16 protein-coding genes and 2 tRNA genes are annotated in these 16,343 nt (G+C 62.3%); 8 read left to right on the top strand and 10 right to left on the bottom strand.

Going from position 1 to position 16,343, the window contains the following annotated elements:
• Window positions 1–7: 7 nt before the first annotated feature.
• The 3 genes from ribD to AB6809_RS04550 form a co-directional block, all read right to left on the bottom strand.
• The gene (gene ribD / locus AB6809_RS04540) at window positions 8–1,165 is read right to left on the bottom strand and encodes a bifunctional diaminohydroxyphosphoribosylaminopyrimidine deaminase/5-amino-6-(5-phosphoribosylamino)uracil reductase RibD (RefSeq protein ID WP_029967988.1); all 1,158 of its coding nucleotides are present in this window, start codon (window positions 1,163–1,165) and stop codon (window positions 8–10) included.
• 58 nt (window positions 1,166–1,223) lie between these two features.
• A complete protein-coding gene (hemL, locus tag AB6809_RS04545; RefSeq protein WP_006050167.1) occupies window positions 1,224–2,507 on the bottom strand; it encodes a glutamate-1-semialdehyde 2,1-aminomutase in 1,284 nt (427 codons plus the stop codon).
• A 166-nt stretch (window positions 2,508–2,673) separates the two neighbouring features.
• Window positions 2,674–3,261 (bottom strand): hypothetical protein, encoded by a 588-nt coding sequence (locus tag AB6809_RS04550; RefSeq protein WP_006050168.1) that lies wholly within the window; start codon window positions 3,259–3,261, stop codon window positions 2,674–2,676.
• Window positions 3,262–3,511: 250 nt separating this feature from the next.
• Here AB6809_RS04550 and AB6809_RS04555 point away from each other — a divergent pair, with 250 nt between their 5' ends.
• Entirely contained in the window at window positions 3,512–4,732 is a 1,221-nt protein-coding gene (locus AB6809_RS04555) for a Bcr/CflA family multidrug efflux MFS transporter (RefSeq protein WP_006050169.1), read from the top strand.
• 104 nt (window positions 4,733–4,836) lie between these two features.
• A complete protein-coding gene (locus tag AB6809_RS04560) occupies window positions 4,837–5,067 on the top strand; it encodes a hypothetical protein (RefSeq protein ID WP_006050170.1) in 231 nt (76 codons plus the stop codon).
• 215 nt (window positions 5,068–5,282) lie between these two features.
• Here the strand turns inward: AB6809_RS04560 and AB6809_RS04565 are convergent, their stop codons facing one another.
• The 5 genes from AB6809_RS04565 to rph all read right to left on the bottom strand — a co-directional run bounded on the left by AB6809_RS04565 (window position 5,283) and on the right by rph (window position 8,836).
• Entirely contained in the window at window positions 5,283–5,867 is a 585-nt protein-coding gene (locus tag AB6809_RS04565; RefSeq protein ID WP_307258005.1) for a DUF3800 domain-containing protein, read from the bottom strand.
• A 217-nt stretch (window positions 5,868–6,084) separates the two neighbouring features.
• Window positions 6,085–6,174 (bottom strand) — tRNA-Ser (locus tag AB6809_RS04570).
• 55 nt (window positions 6,175–6,229) lie between these two features.
• Window positions 6,230–7,459 (bottom strand): radical SAM family heme chaperone HemW, encoded by a 1,230-nt coding sequence (hemW, locus tag AB6809_RS04575; protein WP_006050172.1) that lies wholly within the window; start codon window positions 7,457–7,459, stop codon window positions 6,230–6,232.
• Window positions 7,456–8,103, bottom strand: a complete 648-nt coding sequence (gene rdgB, locus AB6809_RS04580; protein ID WP_006050173.1) for an RdgB/HAM1 family non-canonical purine NTP pyrophosphatase — start codon at window positions 8,101–8,103, stop codon at window positions 7,456–7,458. The genes hemW and rdgB overlap by 4 nt, the downstream gene beginning before the upstream one ends.
• Window positions 8,096–8,836, bottom strand: a complete 741-nt coding sequence (gene rph / locus AB6809_RS04585) for a ribonuclease PH (protein WP_006050174.1) — start codon at window positions 8,834–8,836, stop codon at window positions 8,096–8,098. The genes rdgB and rph overlap by 8 nt, the downstream gene beginning before the upstream one ends.
• 220 nt (window positions 8,837–9,056) lie before the next feature.
• On the opposite strand from rph, the gene AB6809_RS04590 reads away from it, so the two are divergent.
• The 5 genes from AB6809_RS04590 (at window position 9,057) to AB6809_RS04610 (ending at window position 14,022) form a co-directional block, all read left to right on the top strand.
• Complete coding sequence (locus tag AB6809_RS04590) at window positions 9,057–9,980, top strand: YicC/YloC family endoribonuclease (RefSeq protein ID WP_006050175.1); 924 nt, start codon at window positions 9,057–9,059, stop codon at window positions 9,978–9,980.
• A gap of 17 nt (window positions 9,981–9,997) precedes the next feature.
• Complete coding sequence (gene gmk, locus AB6809_RS04595) at window positions 9,998–10,681, top strand: guanylate kinase (protein WP_006050176.1); 684 nt, start codon at window positions 9,998–10,000, stop codon at window positions 10,679–10,681.
• A 60-nt stretch (window positions 10,682–10,741) separates the two neighbouring features.
• Window positions 10,742–10,945, top strand: a complete 204-nt coding sequence (rpoZ, locus tag AB6809_RS04600; RefSeq protein WP_006025620.1) for a DNA-directed RNA polymerase subunit omega — start codon at window positions 10,742–10,744, stop codon at window positions 10,943–10,945.
• A 129-nt stretch (window positions 10,946–11,074) separates the two neighbouring features.
• Window positions 11,075–13,438, top strand: a complete 2,364-nt coding sequence (locus tag AB6809_RS04605; RefSeq protein ID WP_006050177.1) for a bifunctional (p)ppGpp synthetase/guanosine-3',5'-bis(diphosphate) 3'-pyrophosphohydrolase — start codon at window positions 11,075–11,077, stop codon at window positions 13,436–13,438.
• Window positions 13,439–13,530: 92 nt separating this feature from the next.
• Window positions 13,531–14,022, top strand: a complete 492-nt coding sequence (locus tag AB6809_RS04610) for a phage protein NinX family protein (RefSeq protein ID WP_006050178.1) — start codon at window positions 13,531–13,533, stop codon at window positions 14,020–14,022.
• A 117-nt stretch (window positions 14,023–14,139) separates the two neighbouring features.
• On the opposite strand, the gene AB6809_RS04615 is transcribed toward AB6809_RS04610, so the two are convergent.
• Window positions 14,140–14,216: transfer RNA gene (locus AB6809_RS04615), tRNA-Arg, on the bottom strand.
• Window positions 14,217–14,336: 120 nt separating this feature from the next.
• Between AB6809_RS04615 and greB the strand changes: the two genes are divergently transcribed.
• Window positions 14,337–14,906 carry a transcription elongation factor GreB gene (gene greB, locus AB6809_RS04620; protein ID WP_029967984.1) on the top strand — a complete coding sequence of 190 codons (570 nt, stop codon included), beginning with the start codon at window positions 14,337–14,339 and terminating at the stop codon, window positions 14,904–14,906.
• A gap of 124 nt (window positions 14,907–15,030) precedes the next feature.
• Here greB and AB6809_RS04625 read toward each other — a convergent pair whose 3' ends face one another.
• Window positions 15,031–16,176, bottom strand: a complete 1,146-nt coding sequence (locus AB6809_RS04625) for a porin (protein WP_006050180.1) — start codon at window positions 16,174–16,176, stop codon at window positions 15,031–15,033.
• Between the last annotated feature and the right edge of the window lie 167 nt (window positions 16,177–16,343).

Consider the following 16,343-nt stretch of genomic DNA (forward strand, 5'->3'; position numbering starts at 1 on the left):
TCCTCGATCAAAACGAAACGGGTGGGGACGCGGCGTCGGTGTCGCTTGCCGTGGCGCCGGCGGGCACGAGGCGCGCGAGAATCCGCAGGTCCTCGCCGATCCGCTCGACGTTGTGAAACGCCAGCTTGACGCGGCCTTCCAGGGTTTCGGGCGCGCCCAGATTGAACATGCTCATGGAGTCGATGCCGAGCAGGCTCGGCGCGAGATACACGAGCAGTTCGTCGACGCAGCCTTCGCGCAGCAGCGAGCCGTTCAGCTTGTAGCCTGCCTCGACGTGCAGTTCGTTCACCTGGCGCTCGCCAAGCACTTTCAGCATGCCGGGCAGATCGACCTTGCCGGCTGCGTTGGCCATCTGGACGATCTCCGCGCCGCGCTCGCGCAGCGCCTCTGCGCGTTCGCGATGCCGTTCATCCAGGTTGCCGCAGAAAATCAGCGTCGGCGCGCCGGCGAGAATCTGCGCGTGCGGCGACACCTCCAGCTGACTGTCGATCAGCACGCGTTGCGGCTGGCGGGGCGTGTCGACGGCGCGCACCGTCATGCGCGGATCGTCTTCCCTGACCGTGCCGATGCCCGTCAGAATCGCCGACGCACGCGCACGCCACGCATGGCCGTCGGCACGCGCTGCTTCGCCGGTGATCCACTGGCTGACGCCGGAAGGCAAGCCGGTGCGGCCGTCGAGCGAGGCCGCCACTTTCATGCGCACCCACGGCCGGCCGCGCGTCATGCGCGACACGAAGCCGATGTTCAACTCATGCGCTTCGTTGGCGAGCAGGCCGCAGCGCACCTCGATGCCCGCATCGCGCAAAATCGCGAGGCCGCGTCCCGACACCTGCGGATTCGGGTCTTCCATCGCGGCGACCACGCGCGCGACCTGCGCTTCGATTAGCGCGTTCGCGCAAGGCGGCGTGCGGCCAAAATGGCTGCACGGCTCGAGCGTGACGTAAGCGGTCGCGCCGCGCAGATCGTGACCGCGCGAACGCGCGTCTTTCATCGCGCGGATTTCAGCGTGGTCCTGGCCGGCCGGCTGCGTGAATCCTTCGCCGATGACTTCGCCGTTCTTGACGATCACGCAACCCACGCGCGGATTCGGGTCGGTCGTGTACATGCCGCGCCTGGCCAGCGCGAGCGCACGTTCCATGTGGACGAAGTCGGTTTGCGAGAACATCGGTGCCTGGTTGAGTGCGGGTGACGGGGCGGTGGCGTGTGCGGTCAGTACGTTCAGCTCAGGCAGTCAGCGACGCAAATGCGCCACGCGCTGCTTCGATCGTGGCGTCGACGATAGCGTCGTCGTGAGCAATCGAAACGAAGCCCGCCTCATATGCGGACGGCGCGAAGTAGACGCCCGCGTCGAGCATCTTGTGGAAGAACGCGTTAAAGCGCGGCACGTCGCTCTTCGTGACTTCGGCGAAGCTCGTCGGAATGGACTCGGTGAAGTAAAGCCCGAACATGCCGCCGAGCGAATCCGCCGCGAACGGCACATTGGCTTCGCGCGCGACTTTCGTCAGACCTTGCGCGAGACGGGCAGTGCGCGCGGCGAGCGTGTCGTAGAAGCCCGGCGCCTGGATCAGTTGCAGCGTTTTCAGGCCCGCGGCCACCGCGATCGGATTGCCCGACAAGGTGCCCGCCTGATAGACGCCGCCGAGCGGCGCGAGGTGAGCCATGATGTCGCGCCGTCCGCCGAAGGCCGCCGCCGGCATGCCGCCGCCGATCACTTTGCCGAGGCACGTCAGGTCCGGCGTGATGCCGTAGACCTGTTGCGCACCGCCGAGCGCGACACGAAAGCCGCACATCACTTCGTCGAAAATCAGCACCGAGCCGTACTCTGTGCACAGGCGCCGCAATGCTTGCAGGAACTCGGGCGTCGCGCGCACGAGGTTCATGTTGCCCGCGACCGGCTCGACGATCACCGACGCGATTTCGTTGCCGAACGCCTTGAACGCTTCTTCGAGCGCCGCGACGTTGTTGTATTCGAGAACCGTGGTGTGCTTCGCGATGTCCACCGGCACGCCCGCCGACGTCGGATTGCCGAACGTCAAAAGGCCCGAGCCGGCTTTCACGAGCAGGCTGTCCGCGTGGCCGTGATAGCAGCCTTCGAATTTGACGATGCGGCTGCGATTCGTGAAGCCGCGCGCGAGACGCAGTGCGCTCATGGTTGCCTCGGTGCCGCTCGACACCATGCGCACCTGTTCGATCGACGGCACGAGCTTGCAGATTTCCTCGGCGATTTCGATTTCCGATTCGGTGGGCGCGCCGAACGAGAAGCCATTGGCCAGCACGCGCTGCACGGCTTCGAGCACTTCCGGGTGAACATGACCCAGGATCATCGGGCCCCAGGAGCCGATGTAGTCGATATAACGCTGGCCGTCGGCGTCCCAGAAGTAAGGCCCTTGCGCGCGTTCGATGAAGCGCGGCGTGCCGCCGACGGAGCGGAATGCCCGGACCGGCGAATTCACGCCGCCGGGAATGGTGCGTTGCGCGCGCTCGAAAAGGGTTTGATTTTTGGACATGGCGATGACTGGATTGGGTTGCGCGGCGGCGCGGTTTGCTTGCGGGCGAGTCGCGCGGCGCCGGAGTAGGTGAGGAAATTGTACCGGAGTCGGTGTCTGAAGGCTTTGGGCGGCTGTGCGGACTTTGCGCGGCTTTTGCGCGCGGGCGCGGCGTTCAGGCGCACTCTCAGCGCTGCGACGGGCGCTTACGGGCCGGCGCCCTGGCAGGCTCGCTGGCAGGCGGCGCGTTGGCGCCGGCTAGCTTCGCGTGCGCAGCATGCGCCGTTACCTTGCTCGAACGCACTGGACCGGATGGCGCGTCGACTGCAGGCGGCTTGCGCTTTCCCGTGAGTTCGGCCCAACGCTTCTCGAGCGCGCCTTCGGCAATCGGTTTGATCACTGTGCCGGAACTTTGCGCGTCCCACGTCTGCACTGAGAATGGATGTACGCGCAACATGTCGCGAGGAATCACCACGTTCTGATGCGCATCCACAAGCCAGTCATACACGAAGTCGATGCACAGACGATAGCCGCGCTTCGTCGCGGAATCGGGGACCTCGTAGGGCGCGCGCGTCACGTAGCCCGAGCCGAAAATGCCCTTCGGTTCCATCGCGACGCGATGCAGAAACACGCGATCGCCACGCAGGATGCCGCGGGCAAATCCGCAGCCCCAGACGTCGGCGACCGCGATGCCCGCGGCGACGCGTTTCGCCACGTCGGGCAACTCCGGCCACGGCCATTTTTTGGGGCTCCAGATCAACAGAAAGGCAGTCATTTCAGCGTTGCAGATCAGTCACGTTTTGAAGGCGTCGAGGGAATTTCGTACGACGCTCAAGGGTTCACGCGGCAGCTTAACCGATCGGCGGCACGCTTGCCGCGAGGCTTCGTCGAGTGCGAATTGCCGCGCGCTTCGTTTGCCAGGCGCGGCACACGCGGTAAGCGTCGCGTACAATTCATCCGGTCAATGCCGGTCTTTCGTATCACCGCGCCGCCTCGTTAAGGACGCGCGCTTCACCTGGATTCCCATGTCTCATGTCACCGGACGCCGGCCAGATGGCCGGCTGATTCTGTTGCTCGGCGCGCTTGCCGCCTGCGGACCGATTTCGATCGACATGTATCTGCCGAGCTTGCCCACCATCGCGCAGGCATTTGCGATCGGCACGAGCGCGGCGCAGACCACGCTCACCAGTTTCATGTTCGGCTTTTCGATCGGCATGCTGCTTTATGGGCCGCTGTCGGATACCTATGGCCGCCGGCCCGTGCTGCTCGGCGGCATCATCATGTATGCGCTCGCGAGCATTGCGTGCACGCTGTCGTTCTCGATCGGCGCGCTGGTCATCTTTCGCTTCGTGCAGGCGCTCGGAGCAGGCGCGGCCTCCGTGCTCGCTCGCGCCATTGCGCGCGATGCATATGGTCCGACCGACGCGGCACGCGTGTTGTCGATGCTTGCCATCGTCACGTCGATCGGTCCGTTGCTCGCGCCGCTGATTGGCGGGCAATTGCTGCTGCTTGGCGGCTGGCGCATCGTGTTTATCGCGTTGACGCTGTTCGGCACCGTCTGCGCGATAACCGCGTTCCTCAAGGTGCCGGAAACCTGGCCGCGCGAGAAACGCGCGCACTCGGTGCTTCACAAGTCGTTTGCCGCGTATGGCCGACTGTTGCGCGATCCCGTCGCGTGGGGGCACATGTTGTGCGGGGGCATGGCGTTCGCGTCGATGTTCGCGTACATCACGGCGACGCCGTTTGTGTACATCGAATATTTTCACGTGTCGGCGCAGCACTATGGCTTTTTGTTTGCGCTGAACATCGTCGGCATCATGTTCGGCAACTTCATGAATACGCGGCTCGTCGGCCAACTCGGGTCATTGCCGATCATTTCGTTTGCCGCGACCGTGAGTTGCATCGCGTCGCTGTTCGTCTGCCTCGTCTCGTTGACGGGCTGGGGCGGGTTGTGGTCGATCGTAGCGGGGCTCTTCTTCGTGGTCGGCGTGGTGGGTTTGCTGTCGGCCAATTGCACGACCGATCTGATGCATCGCTATCCGGCCAACGCGGGCGCGGCGGCCGCGGTGTTCGGCGCGATGCAACTGGCGCTCGGCGCGCTGTCGAGTCTCGCGGTCGGCCTCTGGACCGATGTCTCGCCGAAGGGCATGGGCATTGTGGTCGGCGTGGCGGGGACGCTGTGTTATGTCGGCCGCATTCTGGTCGTCAGATGGCATGGAACGAAGGCACCCGTGGCTGTCGTTTGAATGCGGCGTGCATCTAGCGGAAAACACCAGGTGTTGCGCGCACGCGACCTTGCGTTTGAATTTGCATTGCTATGATGAGGTCACTGTTCCTCGGAGCGGCAATCATGGCGATCAGAGATTTGATGAACGGCGAGCGGCAACATGCGGCATTCGCCGAAGCGCAGAAGCTGGCGGACAGCGGCGCCTATCACGATTACACGGACATCGAATACGTATTGCGCTTTGATTATGGCTTGACCGATGTATCGACGCTGCTCGACAGCCAGTTGATGCATCGCGATCTCAACCGGCGTTGTGCGGATGCGCGGGAGAGGGTGGAGGCGGTGAGTGTTTGATGCGAGGATGACGCGAGGCGGCTTCAATCAGATCTACGCGCGTTGGATCGGCGGGTGCTGGAGGCGACGGCGGTGGTGCAGCAAGTGACTGCTAGAGCCGCTCGCCGAGCGACTTGACCGCTGTATCTCCCAGCGACTATAGTGATGCCATAAATGGGTTGCGACTACGCGGCCGGCGCTAGGCTCCAAGGACTACCTTGGGGCCTTTCGCTTTTCTAAGGGAAGATTTTCAAACCGTTCCCGTGAACGGCTCCATAAGCTCCGGAGAACAGCTTCTTCTGGAGAATTTCGAAAGCGCGGTTGTATTGGCCAGGTCTGAGTACTGACAGGCCGATTGGCCGTGCGATCAGATCGCAAAGTTGAAGACCTTCTGAATTCGACCTCTTGTCACAGATAACGATGTCGAACATATAAGGCACGCAAGAGCGATTGGCGCCATCGCACACTCTGCGAAAGGCGAGTTCGAGATCAGTGTCTTCCTTGGCGCCGCGTGCCTCGCATACGATATGGGTCAACGAGTCTTGCTGAGTCTTCATTCGCAGATATTGACGCACGCGTTCCAGGCCGTACTGAATGCCGATGTGATAAGGATTGTACGGATTGGTGTATCTGTCCTTCAATTTACGTTTGTCGATAACGACACCAATCACCGTTAAGGGTAAGTCGTCGATTATCGAGGTCAAACGTTCAAGGAACGTTTCTCGTGGCTCCTTGCTGAGTCGGGCAAACGCCCCGCGCTTGCGGCGAATGTCGGACTCATGCAGAACGACGCAATCGTGGCCGAACGTCTCGAACTTCAACCTCTTGATCCGCGGAACCAGGATGTCTGCATAGTCACTTTTCTTGATGAGCAGAAACACAGCACGAATAGTGGGTAATCCGTGTCGATAGACGTACGGCTGTGGTCCCCGCTTTCGTCAACGAAAACGATATAGTCGCTATGCATTCGGCAATGAGATCTTTTATCGGCGCAAACGAAAAACGGGCCTGGCGGCCCGTTTCGTATAAGACAAGTCCTGGCGGAGGCGGTGAGATTCGAACTCACGGAAGGATCACTCCTTCGCCGGTTTTCAAGACCGGTGCCTTAAACCACTCGGCCACACCTCCAAGCCGCAAATTGTAACCTGAAAAAACCTCGCTGCGGCGCTCGAGCCATCCGCATTCACTGCGGATCTTTCAGAAACAACGCCTGTAGATCGTTCAGAAACGCTTGCCCAAGCGGCGTCGGCGCAATCTTCTCGTGATCGCGCGTGATCAGCTTGCGGCGCTCCGCTTCCTGCAAAGCCGGCTCGATCGACGTCATCGGCAAACCCGTGCGTTCGATAAACCGATGCACCGGAAAACCTTCCACCAGCCGCAGCGCATTCAGCATGAATTCGAACGGCAGATCGCGCGGTCCGACTTCATGTTCTTCCTGCACCGCCGCGCCGGCTTTGGCCTGCTCGATAAACGTAGCCGGATGCTTATAACGCGCCTGCCGCAGCACGCGATTCGGAAACGACAGCTTCGTATGCGCGCCGGCGCCAATGCCCAGATAGTCGCCGAAACGCCAGTAGTTCAGGTTGTGCTTGCTCTGCCGATGTGGCTTCGCATACGCGGACACTTCGTAGCGCTCATATCCCGCAGCCGACGTGCGTTCCTGAATCCAGTCCTGCATATCGGCGGATGCATCGTCGTCGGGCAGGGCGGGCGGAAACTTTGCGAACAGCGTGTTCGGTTCGAGCGTCAGGTGATAAAGCGAAAGATGCGGCGGCGCGAACGACAACGCGGTATCGATATCGGCCTGGCACTCGGCAAGCGTCTGCTGCGGAAGCGCGAACATCAGATCGAGATTGAAGTTATCGAACGTAGACGCGGCCACCTCGACGGCACGACGCGCTTGCGTCGAATCGTGAATCCGGCCGAGCGCCTTCAGATGCGCTTCATTAAAACTCTGAATGCCCACCGACAACCGGTTCACACCGCTCGCGCGAAACTGAGCGAACTTCGCGGCCTCGAAGGTGCCGGGATTGGCTTCGAGCGTGATCTCGGCATCGGCGTCGAGCGGCAGCAGCGCGCGAATGTCCGACAGCATGCGGTCGAGCCCCGCCGCCGACAGCAAGCTCGGCGTACCTCCGCCGATAAACACCGTATGCACCTGCCGCCCCCACACCAGCGGCAGCGCCATCTCGAGATCGGCGCGCAACGCATCGAGATAATCGTTCTCGGGGAACGTGTCGCCCTTCCATTCGTGCGAGTTGAAATCGCAATACGGACACTTGCGCACGCACCACGGAAAATGCACATACAGCGAAAGCGGCGGCAGCGACGTCAGCCGTATGCTGCCTGGCGACGTGAATGCCTTGATGACGCCATTGCCGACATCGGCGGGCGTCGGCTTGATCGGAATCACGCTTCCTCCGTCAGACGCGCGAGCAGTTGGCGCAACGCAATCGCGCGATGGCTGCTGGCGTTCTTCGCCGATGGCTCGAGCTCGGCGGCACTCGCGTTCAGCGACGGCAGGAAGAAGTACGGGTCGTAGCCGAAGCCATTCGAGCCGCGCGGCGCATCGAGAATCTCGCCGTGCCAGCGGCCTTCGGCGATCAGCGGCTCGGGGTCGTCCGCGTGACGCACGAGCGCGAGAACGCAGTAGTAATACGCGCGTCGATCGCTCTCGCCTTGCAATGCCGAAACCAGCCGCGCGTTATTCGCCGCGTCGCTTTTCTCGCCGCCGGCTAGCTGTGCGTAACGTGCCGAATAAACGCCCGGCGCACCGCGCAGCGCGCGCACGCAAAGACCGGAATCGTCGGCGAGGGCGGGCAGGCCCGTGAGCTTCGCGGCATGCCGCGCCTTGGTCAAAGCGTTTTCTACAAACGTGGGATGCGGCTCTTCCGCTTCCGGCACGCCCAACGCGCCTTGAGCAATCAACTCGATGCCGGCCGCGTCGAGCAGCGCTGCGAACTCGCGCAGCTTGCCCGCGTTATTCGACGCGAGCACGACCTTGTTCAACGACGAACTGGAACTAGCCGCGCCGTTGGCTTCACGAACTTCATTCACCTCGATACTCCAATGCTTCTTTCTGCTTCGCGATCAACGTGGCAATGCCGTCGCTCGCTAGATCGAGCAGCGCGTTCATTTCATCGCGCGAAAAAGGTACGCCTTCCGCGGTTCCCTGAATTTCCACGAAGCCGCCCGCGCCGGTCATGACGACGTTCATGTCGGTGTCGCATTGCGAGTCTTCGTCATAATCGAGATCGAGAACCGGCAGACCGTCGTACACTCCGACCGAAATGGCCGCGACGTAATCGCTGATCGGCGAGCTTTCGATGCGGCCCGCGGCCAGCAGTTTGCTCACCGCGTCGTGTGCGGCGACGAAAGCGCCGGTGATGCTCGCCGTGCGCGTGCCGCCGTCGGCCTGGATCACGTCGCAGTCGATATGCAGCGTGCGTGCGCCGAGTTTTTCCAGATCGAACACCGAGCGCAGCGCGCGGCCGATCAGACGCTGGATTTCCTGCGTGCGCCCGGTCTGTTTGCCGCGCGCGGCCTCGCGGTCGCTGCGCGTATGCGTGGCGCGCGGCAGCATGCCGTATTCGGCGGTGAGCCAGCCCTGGCCGCGATCGCGCAGAAACGAAGGCACGGTCTCGGCGATGCTCGCCGTGCAGATCACCTTGGTGTCGCCGAATTCGACCAGCACCGAGCCCTCCGCGTGCTTCGTGTAGTGGCGCGTGATGCGCACGTCGCGCAACTGATGGGCGAGGCGTCCGCTGGGGCGTTGAGTGGTGTCGGTCATGTGGATTGGGTCAGGAAGAAAGCGGGAGGGGAAAGCAGGATTTTACAGCCGATCGGGGCGCGCATGCGTCCGGCGGCTGGGCGCGTCGGCCGGGGCTCTACAAGGGGTCTCATCGACAAAAATGGGATAATGCCTGTTCACCGCCTCGCGTCTCGTACACGCCGGGCGATTCGACTCTTCGGCCATGCTTTTACGCAAGGCCACCATCGCGAGAAATACGATGATCTACAGCATGACTGGCTATGCGAGCGCGACACGCGAACTCGTCGCGGCTTCGGGCACGGGCGGCGTGAGCGTGTCGGTCGAACTGCGCACGGTGAATTCGCGCTTTCTCGACCTCAACTTCCGTATGCCGGAAGACGTGCGTGTGTGCGAACCCACGCTGCGCGAAATGCTGATGAACAAGCTGTCGCGCGGCAAGGTGGATATTCGCATCAATCTGCAGCGCAGCGAACAGACGGCGAACGCAGGCTCGATCAATCATGACGCACTGACGCAACTGGCGCTGCTCGAGCGCACCGTGCTCGCGACGTTTCCGGAAGCGGGCCGTCTGCGCAGCGGCGAAATTCTGCGCTGGCCGGGCGTGCTCGCCGAGACGGGCGTGGCACCGGACGTGTTGCGCGACGCCGTGCTCGCGTGCGGCAAGCAGGCGATTACCGATCTGATCGACGTGCGGGCCCGCGAAGGCGCGCAACTCGCGACGATGCTGCTCGCCAACGTCACGGAAATGGAAGCGATCGTCACGAAGATCACGCCGCTCGTGCCGGAGTTGATTACGAAGCATCAGCAGAAGATCGTCGAGCGCTTGCAGGAAGCGCTCGGCATTGCGGCGCCGGATACGGCCGCGACCATCGTGTCGCGCGAAGAGATCAACGAGCGGATTCGCCAGGAAGTGACGATGTACGGCATCCGCATCGACATCGCCGAAGAACTGTCGCGCCTCACGGCTCACCTGAACGAAACGCGTCACGTGATCCAGAAGGGCGGCAAGGTCGGCAAGCGGCTCGACTTCATGATGCAGGAGCTGAATCGCGAAGCGAACACGCTCGGCTCGAAGGCGGCGGCGAAAGAACTGGCGGATTCGTCGATGACGCTCAAGCTGCTCATCGAACAGATGCGCGAGCAGGTACAGAATCTGGAATAAGGCGGGAGCATCACAACATGACCGATCATCACACACGCGACAGCGGCGCGCCGCGCAACCCGTATGCCGGCGCATATCCCGGCAACCTGTTCATGGTCGTCGCGCCTTCGGGCGCCGGCAAGTCGACGCTCGTGAATGCGCTGCTCGCCCGCGACGAAGCGATCCGTCTGTCGATCTCGTACACGACGCGCCCGCCGCGTCCGAAGGAGCAGGACGGCGAGCACTATCACTTCACCACCGTCGACGATTTCATGCAGCGTCATGATGCCGGCGAGTTTCTCGAAAGCGCAGAAGTGCACGGCAACTACTACGGCACGTCGCGCGTGTGGATCGAGGAGCAGATGAAAAGCGGCCATGACGTGCTGCTCGAAATCGACTGGCAGGGCGCGCAGCAGGTGAAGAAGCAGTTTCATAACGCGGTCGAGATTTTCATCTTGCCGCCGTCGCTCGAAGCGCTCGAAGAGCGCCTGAAAAAGCGCGGCCAGGATGAGCCGAACGTCATCACGCGACGTCTGCTTGCGGCGGGCAGCGAGATGGCGCATGCGGCCGAAGCGGAGTACGTGGTGATCAACGAGAACTTCGATCGCGCGCTCAGCGAACTGCAGTGTCTCGTGGCCGCGACGCGTTCACGCTTCGCCTCGCAATACGCGCGTCATACGCAGCTTTTTGTGCAACTCGGCATTCACCTTCCGCACCCCTGAGCGCGGCGGCGATTCGAGCACATAAGGTAGAATAAGCAACATACTGAGAAGGAACCCAACATGGCCCGCATTACCGTCGAAGACTGTCTCAAACAGATCCCGAACCGTTTCGAACTCGCGCTTGCCGCGACCTATCGCGCGCGTCAGCTCGCTCAAGGTCACACGCCGAAGATCGAAAGCCGCGACAAGCCCACGGTCGTCGCGCTGCGCGAGATCGCTGCCGGCCAGGTCGGTGTCGAAATGCTGAAGAAGGTGCCGGTTTAAGGCGCGCTTTCCCCGCTTCTGATTATCGATTCGCCACATGTTTCTGGCGCGTTTTCCAGTCACACCTGCTTTACCTGATTGCATCAACGTGCAGACCGGCGTCCACTCCTAACCGCTACGGAGGCGAACATGAGCACCACCCCGCCCACCGCCACGGAAGCGGAGCACGACGCCGATTCACCTTCGTCCGCACGCAAGTACATCGACGCGGTCCTCGAACAGTCGTTTCGCCATCTGTTCGGCCCGACCGCCACGCCGGAGCAACCGCGCCGGCATGACGTCGTTTCCATTGCCAAGCTGACGTCCGCTTTGTCCGGCTATCTGCAGCCGGAGGAAATCAAGGACGTCAAGGCGGCCTTCCATTTCAGCGACGAAGCTCACCTCGGCCAGTATCGCCAGAGCGGCGAGCCTTACATCACGCATCCGGTTGCCGTCGCGGAAATCTGCGCCGGCTGGAATCTGGACGGCCAGGCCATCATGGCCGCGCTGCTGCATGACGTGATGGAAGACCAGGGCGTGACCAAGGCCGAGCTCGCCGAGCGTTTCGGCGCGAAGGTCGCTGAACTGGTCGACGGTTTGTCGAAACTCGACAAGATGGAGTTTCGCAATCGCGAGGAAGCGCAGGCGGAAAACTTCCGCAAGATGCTGCTCGCAATGGCGCGCGACGTCCGCGTGATTCTGGTCAAGCTCGCCGACCGGCTGCACAACATGCGCACGCTCGGCGCGGTGCCGCCGGAAAAGCGCCGCCGCGTGGCGCGCGAAACGCTCGATATTTACGCGCCGATTGCACACCGGCTCGGTCTGAACAATACGTATCGCGAGCTGCAAGACCTGAGCTTTGCGAACTTCAATCCGCATCGGTACGCCACGCTCGAAAAAGCCGTCAAGGCCGCGCGCGGCAACCGGCGCGAAGTGGTCGGGAAGATTCTGGAATCGGTGCAGCGCGCCATCGCCGACGCGAAGATCGACGCGGAAGTCACCGGCCGCGAGAAAACCATCTTCAGCATCTATAAGAAGATGCGCGACAAGCAGTTGTCGTTCTCCCAGGTGTTGGATGTGTACGGCTTTCGCGTGGTGGTCGACAGCGCGCTCGAGTGCTACACCTGCATCGGCGCGCTGCATGCGTTGTACAAGCCCGTGCCGGGCAAGTTCAAGGACTACATCGCCATTCCGAAGGTGAACGGCTATCAGTCGCTGCACACCACGCTCGTCGGCCCGTTCGGCGCGCCGATCGAGTTTCAGGTGCGCACGCGCAAGATGCACGAAATTGCCGAAGCCGGCGTGGCCGCGCACTGGCTGTACAAGAACGGCAGCGCCGATCTCAACGACGTGCAAAAGCGCGCGCACCAGTGGCTGAAGTCGCTGCTCGACATTCAGAGCGAAGCCGGCGATTCGAGCGAATTCCTCGAACACGTCAAGATCGATCTGTTTCCGGATGCGGTCTACGTGTTCACGCCGAAGTCGAAAATCATGGCGCTGCCGCGCGGCGCCACCGCGCTCGACTTCGCGTATTCGATCCACAGCGACCTGGGCAACCAGTGCGTCGCGGTCAAGATCAACAACGAATTGCTGCCGCTGCGCACGGAGTTGAAGAGCGGCGACATCGTCGAAGTCATTACGGCGCCGTATTCGAAGCCGAATCCCGCGTGGCTCGGTTTCGTGCGCACCGGCAAGGCGCGCTCGGCGATTCGCCATTATCTGAAGACGATGCGCCTGAACGAATCGGTTCAGCTTGGCGAGCGCCTCGTCGATCAGGCGCTGAAGGGCTACGGTCTCGCGCTGTCGGACGTGACGCCCGAGGCATGGGAAAAGCTCGTTCAGTGGACCGGCAACAAGAACGGCCAGGAAATCTTCGCGGACATCGGTCTCGGCCGGCGCGTGGCGGCGGTCATGGCCAAGCGCATCGAAGTGCTGATGAGCGGCCGCGACGCCGACGACGACTCGCGCTCCGATTCGGGCTCGGCGCCTCATGCGCCGCCGGTCGTGATCACCGGCACCGAGGGCATGTCGGTGCAACTGTCCGCCTGCTGCCGTCCGATTCCCGGCGACGACATCATGGGCTACATCGGCATCGGCCTCGGCATGGCGATCCACACCACCGACTGCCGGGTTGCCCAGCGCATTCACCGGCGCGATCCGGCGCGCTGGATCGACGTGGCCTGGGCGCCGCAGCCGGGGCGTCTGTTCGACGTCGCGGTGAAGGTGCTGGTCAAGAACACCAAGGGCGTGTTCGCCCGCGTGGCCGCGGACATTACGTCGGCGGACGCCAACATCGTGCACATCGCGATGGACGAAGATCTGTCGCAGGAATCCACGGTTCTGCGCTTCGTGATCCAGGTCAGCGACCGCGTCCATCTTGCCAACGTCATGCGCCGCGTGCGCACGAATCCCGACGTGATGCGCATTGCGCGCGAACGGCCGAGCGACGACGGGCATCATCGGCATGACGGCGGCAGCGGCATGCGGATCGAGCGCGAGCGGGCCGATTACTGATCCGGCGCGTGCTGGTGAAGCAAATGTCGTTTCTTCTGCAGGAACACACCGGCGATAGGCGAGTCTGACCTGAAAACTCAGGGAGAACGCTGATGAAAGTAGCTGACCTAGAGGGCCTCGCACTCGACTATTGGGTGGCCCGCAGCCTGCACGACTTCGTGCGCGAAATCCAGTTCACCGACAGCGGCGAAACCGTCTCGATTCGCGGCAACGACCGCGGTCGTCCGTGGGACGGCCGCTTCACGCCGAGCAAGTCGTGGGATGCCGCGGCAGTGGTGCTGGAGCGCGCGCGTCGGATCGAAATGCGCGAACGCAGCGAAGAGGGGCCGGCACAGTGCGTCGCGGAATTCGAAGGCGGTCGCGGACCGGTGGAAGGGCGCGCGGACTCGGTGCGCGTGGCACTGCTGCGGGCGTTTGTCGAAAGCCGGTTTGGCGATAGCGTCGGCGACGTGCTGCATGAACCGCAGTTGCTGATGGGCGTTAGCGCGCGGCGCATTGCCGAGGCGACGGCGGGCGATACGTTCGAAGACGTTCCTAGCCCGGACGGACATATCGGCGATATTCAGTCGCCGCCGCGGCCGTAAATAAGCGCGCCGCGGCCACGAGTGGCTGGTCGAATCGAATAATCGGAGTAAAACGGCGGCGTCGAAAAACGTCGTCGAAAAAACAAAGGGCCTTCCGATTGGAAGGCCCTTGAAAAGTGGTGCGGCTGGCAGGATTCGAACCCACGACCCCTTGGTTCGTAGCCAAGTACTCTATCCAACTGAGCTACAGCCGCACGCAGAAACGAGATTATAGCAAAGGTTTCAAAAAAGGGAAGCGTGTAACTGCGATTTGTCTCATTGCCATGATCGTGTACCCTAGTGAGGCAGTCGTTTGCTGCAGCTTATGGATCATCATGAACAAGGCCTTTGTCAAAGAGTCGAGCGAAGATAACGACGACGATCTCGACGTCGCCCAGCCGGACATCCCAGCGGGTACCAAGAACTACATCACGCCGGCGGGCTACCGCCGCATGCGCGACGAACTGCTGCATCTGATCGACGTCGAGCGGCCGGAAGTGGTCAAGCTTGTGTCGTGGGCGGCGTCGAATGGCGACCGCTCGGAGAACGGCGATTACATTTATGGCAAGCGCCGCCTGCGTGAGATTGATCGGCGCATTCGTTTTCTGACGAAGCGTCTCGATCTCGCGGAGATCGTGGACAGCAGCAAGCAGGAGAATGTCGATCAGGTCTTTTTCGGCGCCACGGTCGAATATGCGACGCAAGACGGCGACGAGCATACGGTGACGATCGTCGGTATCGACGAGGTCGATCTGGACATCGGGCACGTGAGCTGGATTTCTCCGATCGCGCGAGCGCTGCTGAAGGCCAAGGTCGGCGATACGGTGACGTTGTATACGCCTGCCGGACCGCAGCCGATCGACATACTCGACGTCAAATATCCGCCGCCCGATAACGGCGGCTAGTCTTCCATCCCGGACGCGTCCGTTCGAGCCTGCCGCGTCCATCGCCTTCGCGCGGCGTTCCGCGTAGGCAATAAAAAAGGCGCCGCAAGCGGCGCCTTCCATGTCGCGAGTCCTGCCTGCCGCTTTAGAAGCGGTGACGCAGGCCTGCCGTGACAGCGATCTGCTTGTTGTTGCTCGAAGCAGCCAGACCATTGATGTCCGCGTTAACAACCGCGTTCTCGTTGACTTGCTGGTATTCACCCTGCAGATAGACGTCCGTGCGCTTGGACAGTGCGTATGCCGTTTGCAGGTTGAACTGGTTCCAGTGCGGACGGGTGCCGGCGAGGCTGGCGCGCGTGTACGTGTACGAACCGGCGATGCTGACAGCCGGCGTCAGAGCGTAGCGAGCGTTAGCTTCGAAGTTCTGGAAGTGCGCGCTGTCACCACCGAAGGCGACGCCGCCCGTCTGGCCCGACGCGCCTGCGCCGATGCCGGCGAGGCCCGACAGGTTCGTCTGCGAGTACACGAGACCGACGGTTGCCGGACCGAACGCGTAGCTCGCGCCCGCGCCCCACGTCTGCTGACGGCTAGCGAAGAAAGTGTTGTCGCTCGACACTGCGCCGCCGGCGTTGAACGCCGCAGCCGCGCCCGTCGCGCCGTTGTTGTTCAGTTGCAGGTACGCTGCGCCGACATTCAGGCCGCCCCAGTTGTACGATGCGCCGGCGCTGTAAGCGCGGTTGTTGGCGAAGCCGTCAGCCTGGTTCGAGAAGCCGTACAGGCCGCCGAACTTGAAGCCGCCGTAGTTCGCGCTCGTGTACTTGACCGAGTTGTTGATGCGGAACGAGTTGTTCAGGTTGTCGTTGTCGAACGGATGGGCGAACTGCGTGCCGCCGTACTGCGTGCCGGTCAATGCCAGCGGGCCGACGAAATCGACCATGCTGTCATATTGACGGCCGAGGGTCACGGCGCCGAACTGGTTGCTCGACAGACCGACAAATGCCTGACGGCCGAATTCGCGGCCGCCTTGCTTCAGCGAACCGTCATTGATGCCGAAGCCGTTTTCCAACGTGAAGATTGCCTTCAGGCCGCCGCCGAGGTCTTCAGCGCCGCGCAAGCCCCAACGGCTGCCGTTCACCGAGCCGCTGGTTTGCTGCCAGTTGCTGTGACCGTGCTGGTTGTTGGTGTACGTGATGCCGGCGTCGATCAAGCCGTACAGAGTGACGCTGCTTTGGGCGTGCGCCGCGGTGGCAAAAACGCCCGTCAGGGCTGCGACCATGAGAGTCTTTTTCATCTTGTTACTCCGAAAGCAAGAATTGGCGGTGAATGCTGCTTCGGAAAACCTTCACGCGGACGCTGCGAGAGGCGTATCCGCGAGAAGAGCGTCTGAATGCGGCGCTGTTTTCCGGTTACGCAAAGTGTAGAGAGACCGTCTAATCAATGGGCGTTTCTGTTTGCGCA

This window comes from Paraburkholderia sp. RCC_158 (genome assembly GCF_041355255.1).
GTDB classification, from domain to species: Bacteria; Pseudomonadota; Gammaproteobacteria; order Burkholderiales; family Burkholderiaceae; genus Paraburkholderia; species Paraburkholderia graminis.